This is a genomic window from Ruegeria sp. AL11, from assembly GCF_056540865.1.
Genome location: NZ_JBQFXO010000009.1, coordinates 124,422 through 138,712, shown reverse-complemented (window position 1 = coordinate 138,712; position 14,291 = coordinate 124,422). Strand labels below are relative to the sequence as shown.

General features: G+C 59.0%; 14 protein-coding genes. All 14 read left to right on the top strand.

All coding sequences use genetic code 11. The annotated features are described in order from the left end of the window. Window positions 1-79: 79 nt before the first annotated feature. The 14 genes from ACR0IP_RS15615 (at window position 80) to ACR0IP_RS15550 (ending at window position 14,289) form a co-directional block, all read left to right on the top strand. Window positions 80-424, top strand: a complete 345-nt coding sequence (locus ACR0IP_RS15615) for a hypothetical protein (RefSeq protein WP_480526560.1) — start codon at window positions 80-82, stop codon at window positions 422-424. Between the two features lie 98 nt (window positions 425-522). Further along, the gene (locus ACR0IP_RS15610) at window positions 523-927 is read left to right on the top strand and encodes a DUF5333 domain-containing protein (RefSeq protein ID WP_480526558.1); all 405 of its coding nucleotides are present in this window, start codon (window positions 523-525) and stop codon (window positions 925-927) included. Window positions 928-929: 2 nt separating this feature from the next. Continuing rightward, window positions 930-2,945 carry an NADH-quinone oxidoreductase subunit NuoG gene (nuoG, locus tag ACR0IP_RS15605; RefSeq protein WP_480526556.1) on the top strand — a complete coding sequence of 672 codons (2,016 nt, stop codon included), beginning with the start codon at window positions 930-932 and terminating at the stop codon, window positions 2,943-2,945. A 45-nt stretch (window positions 2,946-2,990) separates the two neighbouring features. After that, a complete protein-coding gene (nuoH, locus tag ACR0IP_RS15600; RefSeq protein WP_170467881.1) occupies window positions 2,991-4,028 on the top strand; it encodes an NADH-quinone oxidoreductase subunit NuoH in 1,038 nt (345 codons plus the stop codon). A gap of 1 nt (window position 4,029) precedes the next feature. Next, on the top strand, window positions 4,030-4,524 hold the full coding sequence (gene nuoI, locus ACR0IP_RS15595) for an NADH-quinone oxidoreductase subunit NuoI (RefSeq protein ID WP_039524264.1): 495 nt from the start codon (window positions 4,030-4,032) through the stop codon (window positions 4,522-4,524). Next, on the top strand, window positions 4,521-4,931 hold the full coding sequence (locus ACR0IP_RS15590) for a carboxymuconolactone decarboxylase family protein (protein ID WP_170678546.1): 411 nt from the start codon (window positions 4,521-4,523) through the stop codon (window positions 4,929-4,931). Before nuoI ends, ACR0IP_RS15590 begins: the two co-directional genes overlap by 4 nt. After that, window positions 4,928-5,530, top strand: coding sequence for an NADH-quinone oxidoreductase subunit J (locus ACR0IP_RS15585; protein WP_170375149.1), 603 nt, complete (start codon window positions 4,928-4,930; stop codon window positions 5,528-5,530). The genes ACR0IP_RS15590 and ACR0IP_RS15585 overlap by 4 nt, the downstream gene beginning before the upstream one ends. Window positions 5,531-5,534: 4 nt before the next feature. Beyond that, the gene (nuoK, locus tag ACR0IP_RS15580; RefSeq protein ID WP_005984024.1) at window positions 5,535-5,840 is read left to right on the top strand and encodes an NADH-quinone oxidoreductase subunit NuoK; all 306 of its coding nucleotides are present in this window, start codon (window positions 5,535-5,537) and stop codon (window positions 5,838-5,840) included. Between the two features lie 7 nt (window positions 5,841-5,847). Continuing rightward, window positions 5,848-8,028 (top strand): NADH-quinone oxidoreductase subunit L, encoded by a 2,181-nt coding sequence (nuoL, locus tag ACR0IP_RS15575; RefSeq protein ID WP_480526554.1) that lies wholly within the window; start codon window positions 5,848-5,850, stop codon window positions 8,026-8,028. Then, window positions 8,028-9,572, top strand: a complete 1,545-nt coding sequence (locus ACR0IP_RS15570) for an NADH-quinone oxidoreductase subunit M (protein ID WP_480526552.1) — start codon at window positions 8,028-8,030, stop codon at window positions 9,570-9,572. The genes nuoL and ACR0IP_RS15570 overlap by 1 nt, the downstream gene beginning before the upstream one ends. A gap of 15 nt (window positions 9,573-9,587) precedes the next feature. Next, the gene (gene nuoN / locus ACR0IP_RS15565; RefSeq protein ID WP_480526550.1) at window positions 9,588-11,030 is read left to right on the top strand and encodes an NADH-quinone oxidoreductase subunit NuoN; all 1,443 of its coding nucleotides are present in this window, start codon (window positions 9,588-9,590) and stop codon (window positions 11,028-11,030) included. Between the two features lie 54 nt (window positions 11,031-11,084). Further along, the gene (locus ACR0IP_RS15560) at window positions 11,085-11,834 is read left to right on the top strand and encodes a biotin--[acetyl-CoA-carboxylase] ligase (protein WP_170375157.1); all 750 of its coding nucleotides are present in this window, start codon (window positions 11,085-11,087) and stop codon (window positions 11,832-11,834) included. 11 nt (window positions 11,835-11,845) lie between these two features. After that, complete coding sequence (locus ACR0IP_RS15555) at window positions 11,846-12,625, top strand: type III pantothenate kinase (RefSeq protein WP_170375159.1); 780 nt, start codon at window positions 11,846-11,848, stop codon at window positions 12,623-12,625. Next, entirely contained in the window at window positions 12,622-14,289 is a 1,668-nt protein-coding gene (locus ACR0IP_RS15550) for a ribonuclease J (protein ID WP_480526548.1), read from the top strand. Before ACR0IP_RS15555 ends, ACR0IP_RS15550 begins: the two co-directional genes overlap by 4 nt. Window positions 14,290-14,291 lie beyond the last annotated feature (2 nt).

Sequence of the window (14,291 nt, the reverse complement as noted above, 5' to 3'; positions counted from 1 at the left end):
CGGGATGACACACCATTCTGATCGCGCGCGCAGCCGCCCAGATGCCAGCCATCTGACAGGAATAAACAAAGTGAAGACAATGAAACTCTCAACCTTGGCTGGCCTTGCAGGGCTTGCGCTGGTCTCGGCCTGCACCGTCTCCTCGTCCAAGGACCGTGTGCTGTTTGACGGCCAGTTTTTCCGCGCCAAGGCCAAGTCGGTCGACAAGCGCAACACCCCGACCGAGTTCACTGTAGTCGTGAACAACGTGTCAGCCTCGCTTGACGGCGCGCGTGAGGCGGGCCGGTTCGAAGGCACCAAATTCTGCATCCAGAACTTCGGCTCGTCGCGTATCGTGTGGAAGGTTGGCCCGGATACCGAACCGCAGAACCTGCGCATCAGCGACGACAAACTGACTTTTGCGGGAATCTGCCAAAGACCATGAGGCTGTTTTCCGCATATCACGGCAGGGCCAGCGGTCTGTTATTGCATAGCAGACAGGGCGACACCCATCTTGGTCGATCCAAGATGAAAGGACCTGTCATGTCTTATGCGAAAACACTTGCCATCGGTCTTGCGCTGATGATCCCCGCGGCAGCCGAGGCCAAGCCGCCTCTGCGTGAGGTCAAACAGATCGACAATGAGCTGTACTACATCGCGGTCGCGAAAGAGATCTCAGACTATTGCCCCTCGATCAGCGGGCGGAAGCTGAAAGCGATCAACGTGATGTGGGGACTGCGGTCCGAGGCGAACAGCCTTGGCTATTCGGACCAAGAGATCCGGGCCTATGTCGAATCTGACGCCGAGAAAGACCGGATGCGCGCCAAGGGCGAGGCTTATCTGGCCTCAAACGGCGTGACCTACGAGAACCCGAATTCCTTCTGCACGTTGGGGCGGAAGGAAATCGACAGAAACAGCGCCATTGGCGTTTATTTGAGGGCGAACTGACGATGTCTGACCTCCGCAAGATCAATATCGACGGGCAGGAAATCGAAGTCGATGGTGCTATGACCCTGATCCAGGCCTGTGAAGAGGCCGGGGTCGAGGTGCCGCGCTTCTGCTATCACGAACGTCTGTCGATTGCGGGGAACTGCCGGATGTGTCTGGTTGAGGTCGTGGGCGGCCCTCCGAAACCTGCGGCCTCTTGCGCGATGCAGGTGCGTGATCTGCGTCCAGGGCCGGAGGGGCAACCGCCACAGGTCAAGACGAACTCACCCATGGTCAAGAAGGCCCGCGAAGGGGTGATGGAGTTTTTGCTGATCAACCACCCTCTGGATTGCCCGATCTGCGATCAGGGAGGGGAGTGCGACCTGCAGGATCAGGCGATGGCCTATGGTGTTTCGGGCTCGCGCTTTAAGGAAGCCAAGCGCGCCGTAGATGATCTGGATCTGGGGCCGCTGGTCGGTACCGCGATGACCCGCTGCATCAGCTGCACCCGCTGTGTGCGCTTCACAACCGAGGTCGCCGGCATCACTCAGATGGGTCAGACAGGGCGAGGCGAGGATGCCGAGATTACTTCCTATCTGAACCAGACGCTGCACTCGAACCTGCAGGGCAACATCATTGATTTGTGCCCCGTGGGGGCGCTGACCTCGAAACCCTATGCCTTCACCGCGCGCCCTTGGGAGCTGACCAAGACCGAGAGCATTGACGTGATGGATGCCTTGGGCTCGAACATCCGCGTGGATACCAAAGGGCGCGAAGTGATGCGGTTTCTGCCGCGCAACCATGACGGCGTGAACGAGGAATGGATCAGTGACAAGACCCGGTTTGTCTGGGACGGGTTGCGCCGACAGCGCTTGGACCGTCCTTTCGTGCGTGAAAACGGCAAGCTGCGCCCGGCCTCATGGCCTGAGGCGCTGACCAAAGCCGCTGAAGCGCTGAAAGGGGCCGAAAAACCGGCGGGTCTCATTGGTGATCTAGCCCCGGTTGAGGCGATCTTTGCACTGAAGCAGATGATCGAAGGGCAGGGCGGCGTTGTCGAATGCCGTACGGACGGGGCCAAGCTGCCTGCGGGCAACCGTGGGGCCTATGCCGGGACCGCCGCGATCGAAGATATCGAAATGGCCGAGCGTATTCTGCTGATCGGCACCAATCCGCGCGATGAGGCTCCGGTTCTGAACGCGCGTATCCGCAAGGCTTGGGCGCATGGGGCCGAGGTTGCTCTGGTCGGTCCGGCGGCTGATCTGACCTATGAATACTACCACATGGGCGATGACCGCGCCGCGTTGCAAAAGGTCGTCGACATGGGCGGCGATGATGAGATCAAAGCAAAACGCTCTTTGGTCATTGTCGGTCAGGGCGCGCTGCAAGAGGCCGATGGCGCCGCTGTTCTGGCCGCCGCGCAAGCCATTGCAAGCAATACCGAAAGTGGGCTGATCATCTTGCATACCGCCGCCGCGCGTGTGGGCGCGATGGATGTGGATGCCACCAACGCGGGCGGTATGGACGCGATCAGCGCAGCCGATGTGATCTATAACCTCGGCGCGGATGAGGTTGAAATCGGAGACGGCGCATTCGTCATCTATCAGGGCAGCCATGGCGACCGTGGCGCGCACCGCGCTGATGTGATCCTGCCTGCTGCCGCCTATACCGAGGAAAACGGGTTGTTCGTCAATACCGAAGGCCGCCCACAGCTGGCTATGCGTGCGGGTTTCGCACCGGGTGAGGCCAAGGAAAACTGGGCTATTCTGCGTGCACTCTCGGCCGATTTGGGTGCGACGTTGCCCTTCGATTCCTTGGCGCAATTGCGGACCGCGTTGATCGAGGCAGTGCCGCATCTGGCGCGTGTCGACGAGGTGATCGAGAACGAGGTGCAGCCGCTTGAGGCTGGCGTACTGGGCAAGGCGAGTTTCCGCAATGCGGTCAAGGATTTCTACCTGACCAACCCGATCGCGCGCGCCTCGCAACTGATGGCCGAGCTGTCGGCACAGGCGAAAAACACAGACAGGATGGCCGCAGAATGATCCGTCCCGCAGAGATAACCCCGACGACCCACGGTGTGAGGACCAATGGCTGATTTCTTTAACACACCGGGCGGCATCGCCCTGATCGTCCTGGCGCAGGTGCTTGCGGTTGTGGCCTTTGTGATGATCTCGCTGTTGTTCCTTGTCTATGGTGACCGCAAGATCTGGGCTGCCGTCCAGATGCGCCGTGGCCCCAATGTGGTGGGTGCCTACGGCTTGCTGCAAACGGTGGCCGACGCGCTGAAATATGTGGTCAAAGAGGTCGTCATCCCAGCAGGCGCGGACCGCACCGTTTTCATCCTTGCTCCGCTGACCTCTTTCGTGCTGGCAATGATCGCTTGGGCCGTGATCCCATTCAACGACGGCTGGGTGCTGTCAGATCTGAACGTGGCGATCCTCTATGTCTTCGCCGTATCCTCGTTGGAGGTTTACGGCGTGATTATGGGCGGTTGGGCGTCGAACTCAAAGTACCCTTTCCTCGGCTCGTTGCGCTCTGCGGCGCAGATGATCTCTTACGAGGTGTCCATCGGTCTGATCATCATCGGCGTGATCATCTCGACCGGGTCGATGAACTTCGGAGATATTGTCCGCGCACAGGATGGCTCGTTTGGCTTCTTCAGTTGGTACTGGCTGCCGCACTTCCCGATGGTGTTCCTGTTCTTCATCTCGGCTCTGGCGGAAACCAACCGACCCCCGTTCGACCTGCCCGAGGCGGAATCAGAACTGGTCGCAGGCTATCAGGTCGAATACTCGGCCACGCCCTTCCTGCTGTTCATGGCGGGCGAGTACATCGCCATCTTCCTAATGTGCGCGCTGACCACGCTGCTGTTCTTCGGCGGCTGGCTGTCGCCGATCCCGGGCCTGCCGGATGGAGTGCTATGGATGGTCGCGAAGATGGCGTTTTTCTTCTTCCTCTTCGCGATGGTCAAGGCAATCACACCCCGCTACCGCTATGACCAGTTGATGCGTCTGGGCTGGAAAGTGTTTCTTCCGTTCTCGCTGGCTTGGGTGGTGTTCGTAGCCTTCGCTGCAAAATTCGACTGGTTCTGGGGCGCGTTTGCGCGTTGGAGCGTAGGAGGCTGATATGACTCAAATCGACTACACCCGCGCTGCCAAGTACTTCCTGTTGCAGGACTTCTGGGTCGGCATGAAGCTTGGGCTAAAATACTTCTTCGCGCCCAAGGCCACCGTGAATTATCCGCATGAAAAGGGCCCTCTGTCGCCTCGGTTCCGCGGCGAGCACGCCTTGCGCCGATATCCAAACGGAGAGGAACGCTGTATCGCCTGTAAGCTATGCGAGGCGATTTGCCCAGCACAAGCCATAACCATCGACGCCGAACCGCGCGAAGACGGCAGCCGTCGCACCACGCGCTACGACATCGACATGACCAAGTGCATCTATTGCGGCTTCTGCCAGGAGGCCTGCCCGGTCGACGCAATTGTCGAAGGACCGAACTTCGAATTCGCAACGGAAACCCGCGAAGAGCTGTTCTACGACAAGGAAAAGCTGCTCGACAACGGTGAACGCTGGGAAGCCGAAATCGCCCGCAATCTGGAAATGGACGCGCCGTACAGATGAGTGACACGCCGACAAACCCATTTGAGCTGATGATGAAGCAGGCGCAGGACATGGCCAAGGCGATGAATCCGGCGATGGAGAATTTCTCGCCCAAAGGGTTCGAGAACCTATGGCCGACCATGCCTAAAGAGGTCATGGAGATGATGTTCGGCAACACCGTCAACAAGGACGGGCTGGATGCCAAGACGCGTCTACTGCTGACGTTGGCTGGGCTGACCTGTCAGGGCGCTCAGGCGGATTCGGCCGTACGGCAGACCGTGCGCCATGCGCTTGAGGCGGGCGCAAAGAAACAAGAGATCGTGGAAACGATCGGTCAGATGTCGGTCTTTGCTGGCATCCCGGCCATGACACGCGCGCTGGATCTGGCGCAAGAGGTCATGGGCGAAAACGAGGATGAGGATCAATGACCGTCTTTGCCTTCTACCTGTTTGCCATCAGCACCATCACCGGCGGGCTGTTCACGGTGATCAGCCGTCAGCCGGTGCATTCGGTGCTGTGGCTTATCCTGTCTTTCCTGTCCTCGGCTGGGCTGTTCGTACTGCTGGGGGCCGAGTTCGTGGCGATGCTGCTGATCATCGTCTACGTGGGTGCGGTCGCGGTGCTGTTCCTGTTCGTGGTGATGATGCTGGACGTGGACTTTGCCGAGCTCAAGGCCGAGATGGCGCGGTACATGCCTCTGGCCCTGCTGATAGGTCTGGTCATTCTGATGCAGTTCATCATGGCCTTTGGGGCTTGGGACAGCGCCCAAGGCATTGAGGTCAATCTGGCCCAACCGGTCCCGGCGGACCGCCACAACACCGAGGCGCTGGGTGTAATCCTTTACGATCAATACTTCCTTCTGTTCCAACTTGCGGGTCTGATCCTGCTGGTGGCCATGATCGGCGCCATCGTGCTGACTTTGCGCCACCGTCAGGACATCAAGCGTCAGGACATCGTCGGCCAGATGATGCGCGACCCGGCCAAGGCGATGGAGTTGAAGGACGTGAAACCGGGGCAGGGACTTTGAGAAGATGATCGGACTTGAACACTATCTTACAGTCGCGGCGACGCTGTTCGTCATCGGCATCTTTGGTCTCTTCCTGAACCGCAAGAACGTCATCATCCTGCTCATGAGCATCGAATTGATGCTGCTGGCGGTGAATATCAACCTTGTGGCGTTTTCCAGCTTCCTCGGCGATCTGGTCGGGCAGGTGTTCACGCTGTTCGTGCTGACCGTTGCGGCGGCAGAGGCGGCGATTGGTCTGGCCATTCTGGTCTGCTTCTTCCGCAACCGTGGCACTATCGCGGTTGAAGACGTCAATATGATGAAGGGCTGAGAGAACTATGGAAACCACCATCCTCTTTGCCCCGCTCGTGGGCGCTCTGATCTGCGGGTTCGGCTGGCGGTTCATCGGTGAGAAAGCCGCCATGTGGACCGCAACGGGCCTGCTGTTTCTGGCCTGTCTGCTGTCGTGGATCGTGTTCCTGGCCTTCGACGGTCAGACCCAACAGATCGAAATCCTGCGCTGGATCGAGAGCGGCTCGCTCTCGACAAGCTGGGCCATTCGTCTGGACCGCCTGACCGCGATTATGCTGATCGTGGTAACGACGGTTTCGGCGCTCGTGCACCTCTATTCCTTCGGCTACATGGATCACGACCCGCAATGGCGCGAGGGCGAAAGCTATAAGCCGCGCTTCTTTGCCTATCTCTCCTTCTTCACCTTTGCGATGCTGATGCTGGTGACAGCCGACAATCTGGTACAGATGTTCTTCGGATGGGAGGGCGTGGGCGTCGCCTCGTATCTGCTGATTGGCTTTTATTACCGCAAATCCAGTGCCAATGCGGCGGCTATGAAGGCGTTTATCGTCAACCGGGTTGGCGATTTCGGCTTTGCGCTGGGGATTTTCGCGATCTTCCTGCTGACTGACAGCATCAACTTCTCGGATATCTTTGCCTCGGCCTCTGACCTGTCGGAAATGCAACTCAGCTTCCTCTGGGGTGAGTGGAACGCGGTTGAGGTGATCTGTGTCCTTCTGTTCATCGGCGCGATGGGTAAATCGGCACAGTTGATCCTGCACACCTGGCTGCCCGATGCGATGGAAGGCCCGACGCCTGTATCGGCCCTGATCCACGCCGCGACGATGGTAACGGCGGGTGTCTTCCTTGTCTGCCGCATGTCGCCGCTGATGGAGTTCGCACCGGGTGCGACCGGGTTTATCACTTTCCTTGGGGCCTCGACTGCGTTTTTTGCAGCGACCGTGGGGTTGGTTCAGACCGATATCAAGCGCGTCATCGCCTATTCAACCTGTTCACAGCTGGGCTACATGTTCGTGGCCGCAGGCGTCGGCATGTATTCGGCGGCGATGTTCCACCTGCTGACGCACGCTTTCTTCAAGGCGCTTCTGTTCCTTGGGGCCGGTTCGGTGATCCATGCGATGCATCACGAGCAGGAAATGACCGAGTACGGCGGGCTGCGGAATAAGATCCCCTATACGTTCTGGGCGATGATGATCGGAACGCTGGCCATCACGGGTGTCGGTATCCCGCTGACCACCTTCGGCTTTGCCGGGTTCCTGTCCAAGGACGCGATCATCGAAAGCGCCTTTGCCGGTGGTACAGGTTATGCCTTCTGGATGCTGGTGATCGCGGCTGTTTTCACCTCGTTCTACAGCTGGCGTCTGATTTTCCTGACCTTCTACGGTACACCGCGCGGTGACAAGCATACGCATGATCACGCCCATGAAAGCCCGAAGGTGATGCTGATCCCTCTGGGTGTTTTGTCACTGGGCGCGGTTTTTGCGGGGATGATCTGGTACAGCAACTTTTTCGGTCACACGGACAAGGTTGGTAAGTTCTATGGGATTCCGGTTGCCGAGGCCTCGGCGCATGCTGAAGGTCATGACGAGGCGACCCATGCCGAGCATGTTGCCGATGGTACCGCCGAAGAGCATCACGGTGACGATCATGCCGATGCCCACTCGGATGAGGCGCACGGGGATGACCATGGGGATGAGGCGCATGGCAAGAAAGACGGCCACGGAGATCATCACTACGTCTTCGCGGGCGAACCGGGTGAGGGCGCTTTGTATATCGCGCCGGACAATACTGTGCTGGATGACGCCCATGCCGTCCCGAAATGGGTTAAGGTCTCGCCTTTCGTGGCGATGCTGCTTGGGTTTGTCGTGGCCTACTGGTTCTACATCGTGAACACGTCGCTGCCCGCGCGTCTGGCTGCAAACCAGCGTCCGCTGTACCTGTTCCTGCTGAACAAATGGTACTTTGACGAGATTTATGACGCGATCTTTGTCAAACCGACTCTGGCCCTTGGCCGCCTTCTGTGGAAGCGGGGCGATGGCAACACAATTGATGGCTTCCTGAACGGAGTAGCAATGGGCGTTGTTCCCTTCTTCACCCGCCTCGCAGGCAAGGCGCAGACCGGGTACATCTTTACCTACGCTTTCTGGATGGTGCTCGGCATAGCGGCCCTTGTGACCTGGATGTCGATCGGCGGAGGGGCACAGTAATGGACAATATCCTCTCGATCGTGACCTTCATCCCGGCCATTGCTGCGGGCATCTTGGCGCTGTTCCTGCATGGAAATGATGCGGCGGCGCAGCGGAATGCCAAATGGGTGGCTCTGCTTGCAACTACTGTGACCTTCCTTGTGTCGATTGGCATCTACACGGGCTTTGATCCTTCGAACACTGGCTTCCAGATGGTGGAAGAGGGCGAGTGGTTGATGGGGCTGAAGTACAAGATGGGCGTGGATGGCATCAGCGTGCTGTTCGTGTTGTTGACTACCTTCATCATGCCCCTGACCATTCTGGCCAGCTGGAACGTGACCGAACGGGTCAAGGAATACATGATCGCCTTCCTACTGCTGGAAACGCTGATGCTGGGCGTGTTCATGGCGCTGGATTTGGTGCTGTTCTACCTGTTCTTCGAGGCAGGCCTGATCCCGATGTTCCTGATCATCGGCATCTGGGGCGGCAAGGATCGCATCTACGCGAGCTTTAAGTTCTTCCTCTACACCTTCCTCGGCTCGGTGCTGATGTTGGTGGCGATGGTTGCGATGTACGCGGATGCTGGCACTACAGACATCGAGGCGCTGATGACCCATCAGTTCTCGTCCGAAAGCTTTAGCGTGTTGGGCATCTACGTCGTCGGCGGGATGCAGACGCTAATGTTCTTGGCCTTCTTTGCATCCTTCGCGGTGAAAATGCCGATGTGGCCGGTGCATACTTGGCTTCCGGATGCACACGTGCAGGCCCCGACGGCGGGCTCGGTCGTGCTGGCGGCGATCCTGTTGAAAATGGGCGGATATGGCTTCCTGCGGTTCAGCCTGCCGATGTTCCCGGTTGGCTCGGCGGTGATGACCGATCTGGTTCTGTGGATGTCAGCCATCGCCGTTGTCTACACCTCGCTCGTGGCGCTGGTGCAGGAGGATATGAAGAAGCTGATCGCCTATTCCTCGGTCGCGCATATGGGCTTTGTGACTATGGGGATTTTCGCGGCGAACCAGCAGGGTATTGATGGCGCGATCTTCCAGATGCTCAGCCACGGGTTTATCTCGGCCGCGCTGTTCTTGTGCGTCGGCGTGATCTACGACCGGATGCACACCCGCGATATCGACGCATACGGAGGTCTGGTAATCCGGATGCCCGCCTATGCGTTGGTCTTCATGCTGTTCACCATGGCCAATGTCGGCCTGCCAGGCACCTCGGGCTTCATCGGCGAGTTCCTGACCCTGATGGGCGCATTCCAGGTCAACACATGGGTAACCGCAGTGGCCGCGACCGGCGTGATCTTCTCGGCCGGGTACGCGCTTTGGCTCTACCGTCGGGTTGTGTTCGGCGATCTGATCAAGGAAAGCCTCAAAGCGATGACCGACATGAGCTCGCGTGAGCGGCTGATCTTTGCGCCGCTCATCTTGATGACTATCCTGCTGGGCGTCTACCCGTCGCTGGTGACCGATGTGATCGGCAACTCGACGGCTGCACTGATTTCGAACTATGACACGGCTCTGGCCGCGGCTGAAGCTGCGACCCAGACGGCCGCTTCGCATTAAGGGAGCTTTGGAGACATGATCCAGGCTGATCTGACGATAATCCTGCCAGAGATCGTTCTGGCCGTATATGCGATGGCTGCTCTGATCGGGGCCGTTTACACCAAGAAGGACGAGCTGGCCCTGGCGTTGGTCTGGTCCACGGCAGGTCTGATGGCGCTTCTGGCGATTTGGATATCAAGCAACGGCGACGGGACCAATGTGGCGTTCAATGGTATGTTCGTGGATGACGGCTTTGCGCGGTTTTCCAAGGTTGCCATCCTGCTTTCCGCCGCTGCCGTTCTGGTCATGAGCCAGGACTACATGGCCCGCCGCAACCTGCTTCGGTTTGAATACCCTGTGCTGGTCGCATTGGCTGCGGTCGGGATGATGATGATGGTCAGCGCGGGCGATCTGATGTCGCTTTACATGGGGTTGGAGCTTCAATCTTTGGCCCTCTATGTCGTGGCGGCGCTGCGCCGGGACAGTGCGAGATCTACTGAGGCCGGTCTGAAATACTTCGTTCTGGGTGCGCTCAGCTCGGGCCTGCTGCTCTATGGCGCGTCGTTGGTTTACGGGTTCACCGGAACCACGCTGTTCTCGGGCATCATCGCCACCGTTCAGGCCGGAGACGTCTCGATCGGTCTGCTCTTTGGTCTTATCTTCCTGATCTCAGGTCTGGCCTTCAAGGTCTCGGCCGTGCCGTTTCACATGTGGACCCCGGATGTGTACGAAGGGTCTCCGACCCCGATCACAGCCTTCTTTGCGACCGCTCCTAAAGTGGCTGCTATGGCGTTGTTTGCACGGCTTCTGCACGATGCGTTTGGAGGCATCGTTAAGGATTGGCAGCAGGTGGTCGTGTTGCTGTCGGTTCTGTCCATGCTGCTCGGCGCGGTTGCCGCCATTGGCCAGCGTGACATCAAACGTCTGATGGCGTTTTCCTCGATTGCCCATATGGGCTATGCGCTGATCGGTCTGGCGGCAGGAACTGAGCTGGGCGTGAAAGCTATGCTGATGTATCTGGCGATCTACGTGACGATGAATATCGGCACCTTCGCCTTCATCCTGATGATGGAGCGGGACGGCAAACCCGTTACCGACATCGACGCTTTGCGCCAGTATTCCAAGCGCGATCCGGGCAAGGCTCTGGCCGTTCTGATCCTGATGTTCAGCCTGGCGGGTGTGCCGCCCATGCTCGGGTTCTTTGCCAAGTTCGGCGTTTGGCAGGCGGGTGTCAGCGCCGGTTTAACCGGGTTGGTGATCGTGTCGGCCATCGCCTCGGTCATCGGTGCGTTCTACTACCTGCGGATCGTCTTCTACATGTATTTCGGTGCCGAAAACGAAGAACCCATCGAAACGCACTCAAACCCTGTATTGTGGGTGGCCTTGATGGGATCGGCGGCTTTGATGTTGATCGGCGTGTTCTACCAGTTCGGTGTCGAAGGTGCAGCAGCAGCTGCCGCAGCCACGCTTGTCAACTGATGAAAGCCGCCAACACAATGCAGCTGCGCAACCGCGCAAGCGGGCCTTGCTGACATGAGTAGCTGGCCCGGCGGGTACGGCTTGCACATCTTGCAAGAGGTGGACAGCACGCTGAACGAAGCCGCGCGTCTTGCACCCACGGCGCAAGGCCCCGTGTGGATCATGGCGCATCATCAGACAGCAGCGCGCGGCAGGCGAGGGCGGGCTTGGGCCAATCCCAAGGGCAATTTGGCCTCGACCCTTCTGATGCGCCCTCAAGGTGATCCGGAGAGTGCGGCTCTGCGCAGCTTCGTAGCGGCTTTGGCCTTGTTCGATGCCTGTGTGGCCGTGACGGGCAGAGCCTCAGGTTTGTCTTTGAAATGGCCCAATGATGTGTTGCTGAACGGCGGCAAGCTTGCGGGTATTCTTCTGGAGAGCACAGGGCAGGGGCGCGGAGTGTCTCATCTGTCGATTGGGATCGGTGTCAATCTGACCGAAGCGCCCGGCGCGGATGCCGTTGAGCCGGGTGCCGTTCGTCCGGTCTCCTTGCTGTCGGAAACAGGCGCGAATGTCACGCCCGAGGATTTTCTGACCGAACTCGCCGTTGCCTATGCCGGGTATGAAACCCAGTTCGTCACTTACGGTTTTGAACCGATCCGCACCGCATGGTTGGCCCGCGCAGCGCGGTTGGGTGAGGTCATTACCGCCCGTACCGCTACGTCGGAAACGGTTGGTACCTTCGAAACGGTGGACGCGGGGGGCAACCTTGTCCTAAACACCGCCAAAGGCCGTGTGAGCATTCCTGCGGCGGACGTGTTTTTCTGAAGGGGGCTCAGATGCTTCTGGCCATCGACTGCGGCAATACCAATACCGTTTTCTCGATCTGGGACGGCGAGACATTTCTGTGTACCCTGCGCACCTCGACCCATCACTCGCGCACGGCGGATGCCTATTTCACCTGGTATTCCACGCTGGTGAAACACTACGGGATCGAGGCTGACATTACGGACGTGATCATCGCTTCAACCGTACCGCGCGTGGTTTTCAACCTGCGCATCTTTGCGGATCGGTTCTTTGGTTGCCGTCCGCTAGTTGTGGGCAAACCGGATTGCCTTTTGCCTGTCGCCCCACGCATTGACGAAGGCACGGTGCCGGGGCCTGATCGCCTCGCCAATGCGGTGGGGGCGTTTGACCGTCATGGCGGAGACGTTGTGGTTGTCGATTTCGGAACCGCGACCAACTTTGACGTCGTCGCCTCTGATGGGGCCTATGTCGGAGGCATCATCGCGCCGGGCGTGAACCTGAGCCTTGAGGCCCTGCACCAAGGGGCCGCTGCTCTGCCACATATCGACATAACCCGCCCGGACAAGGTGATTGGTACGAATACGGTTGGCTGTATCCAATCGGGCGTGTATTGGGGCTATTCCGGTCTGATTGAGGGGCTGATCGCCCGCATCAAGACCGAATACGGAATGCCGATGAAAGTCGTTGGAACCGGAGGGCTCGCACCCTTGTTCGATCAGGCCGACGTGGGGTTCGACGCAATCGAAGATGATCTGACGATGCACGGGCTGACCGTGATCCATCGCTATAACAAGGAAAATGGCTCGACATGAGCAGCGAAAGACTGATCTACCTGCCGTTGGGCGGGGCCGGTGAAATCGGCATGAATGCCTATGTGTACGGCTACGGCACACCGGGCAAGGAACGTCTGATCCTCGTCGATCTGGGTGTGACCTTCCCTGACATGGACACCACGCCGGGGGTGGACCTGATCCATGCCGATATCTCATGGTTACAGGAACGCGCCGACCGGCTTGAGGCGGTTTTTGTCACCCACGCTCACGAAGATCACGTGGGTGCCGTGGCGCATTGCTACGAGGCACTGGGTGCGCCGATCTATGCGCGCGCCTTCACCGCCAATATTGCCCGTCGGAAGATGGAAGAACACGGCCACCCTGAAGACGCCGTCCGCACGGCCTCCGCTTGGCCCGAGCAAGTCTCAGCCGGGCCATTCACCGTTGGCTTCCTGCCAGTATCGCACTCGATCCCCGAAAGCGCCGCGCTGGTGATCGACACGCCCGAAGGGCGGATCGTGCATTCGGGGGACTTCAAGCTGGATACAAACCCGGTGGTGGGCGAACCGTTTGATCCCGATCTCTGGGCCGATGTCGCCAAATCCGGCGTCAAGGCTCTGGTCTGTGACAGCACAAATGTGTTCTCAAGCCACCCCGGACGCTCAGAGTCCGAGGTCGGACCCGAGATCACCAAGCTTGTCGAAAGCGCTGAAGGTATGGTCGTGGCGACCACATTTGCCTCGAACGTTGCGCGGGTTAAGACCTTGGCCGAGGCTGGCCAGCGGGCCGGGCGTTCGGTCGTGCTTTTGGGCCGGGCCATGCGCCGGATGATCGAGGCTGCAACGGAAACCGGCATCCTGTCGGATTTCCCTAAAGTGATCAGCGCCGAAGAGGCTGTAGAGCTTCCGCGTCAGAACCTGATGCTGATTGTAACCGGCAGTCAGGGCGAACGCCGCGCTGCCAGCGCGCAGCTGGCTCGTGGTAAATACCGCGGCATCGAGTTGAAAGAAGGCGACCTGTTCCTGTTCTCTTCGAAAACCATTCCCGGCAACGAGCGCGGCGTGATTTTCATCATCAACCAGCTCAGCGAAAAGGGCGTGGATGTGGTGGATGACAGCTCGGGCCTTTATCACGTATCGGGCCATGCCAACCGGCCTGATCTTGAGAAAGTCCATGGGTTGATCGACCCGCAGATGGTGATCCCGATGCATGGCGAACATCGCCACCTGCGCGAACATGCCAAACTGGCCGAGGCCGGCGGACGCACGGGTGTTTTGGCCGTTAACGGCACCATGCTGGATCTGACCGGCAATGCGCCGAAGGTTGTCGACTACGTTGAGACCGGGCGGACCTATCTGGATGGCACGGTCAAGGTCGGGGCGTTGGACGGGGTTGTACGCGACCGTATCCGCATGGCGCTGAACGGCCACGTTACTGTGACCGTCATTCTGGATGAAGAGGACGAGCCTCTGGGTGAGCCATGGTGTGATACGATGGGGCTGCCGGAGATCGGAACCTCTCGCGCTGCACTGGTTGAGGTGCTTGAGGAAGACCTGAACCAGTTCCTGATGCGGGCCGAGGCCAAGACCCTGCGCGACGATGACAAGCTGGAAGAGGCCATGCGCCGGATCGTGCGTCAGACGGCCAAGGCAGAGATCGGTAAAAAGCCCGAAGTCACGGTTGTGATCAGTCGCATGAAATAAGG

What these genes read in the sequence shown, in the direction of transcription:
- ACR0IP_RS15615 (WP_480526560.1), top strand. Translation starts at nt 80, where the DNA reads ATGAAACTCTCAACCTTGGCTGGCCTTGCAGGGCTTGCGCTGGTCTCG.
- ACR0IP_RS15610 (WP_480526558.1), top strand. Translation starts at nt 523, where the DNA reads ATGTCTTATGCGAAAACACTTGCCATCGGTCTTGCGCTGATGATCCCC.
- nuoG (WP_480526556.1), top strand. Translation starts at nt 930, where the DNA reads ATGTCTGACCTCCGCAAGATCAATATCGACGGGCAGGAAATCGAAGTC.
- nuoH (WP_170467881.1), top strand. Translation starts at nt 2,991, where the DNA reads ATGGCTGATTTCTTTAACACACCGGGCGGCATCGCCCTGATCGTCCTG.
- nuoI (WP_039524264.1), top strand. Translation starts at nt 4,030, where the DNA reads ATGACTCAAATCGACTACACCCGCGCTGCCAAGTACTTCCTGTTGCAG.
- ACR0IP_RS15590 (WP_170678546.1), top strand. Translation starts at nt 4,521, where the DNA reads ATGAGTGACACGCCGACAAACCCATTTGAGCTGATGATGAAGCAGGCG.
- ACR0IP_RS15585 (WP_170375149.1), top strand. Translation starts at nt 4,928, where the DNA reads ATGACCGTCTTTGCCTTCTACCTGTTTGCCATCAGCACCATCACCGGC.
- nuoK (WP_005984024.1), top strand. Translation starts at nt 5,535, where the DNA reads ATGATCGGACTTGAACACTATCTTACAGTCGCGGCGACGCTGTTCGTC.
- nuoL (WP_480526554.1), top strand. Translation starts at nt 5,848, where the DNA reads ATGGAAACCACCATCCTCTTTGCCCCGCTCGTGGGCGCTCTGATCTGC.
- ACR0IP_RS15570 (WP_480526552.1), top strand. Translation starts at nt 8,028, where the DNA reads ATGGACAATATCCTCTCGATCGTGACCTTCATCCCGGCCATTGCTGCG.
- nuoN (WP_480526550.1), top strand. Translation starts at nt 9,588, where the DNA reads ATGATCCAGGCTGATCTGACGATAATCCTGCCAGAGATCGTTCTGGCC.
- ACR0IP_RS15560 (WP_170375157.1), top strand. Translation starts at nt 11,085, where the DNA reads ATGAGTAGCTGGCCCGGCGGGTACGGCTTGCACATCTTGCAAGAGGTG.
- ACR0IP_RS15555 (WP_170375159.1), top strand. Translation starts at nt 11,846, where the DNA reads ATGCTTCTGGCCATCGACTGCGGCAATACCAATACCGTTTTCTCGATC.
- ACR0IP_RS15550 (WP_480526548.1), top strand. Translation starts at nt 12,622, where the DNA reads ATGAGCAGCGAAAGACTGATCTACCTGCCGTTGGGCGGGGCCGGTGAA.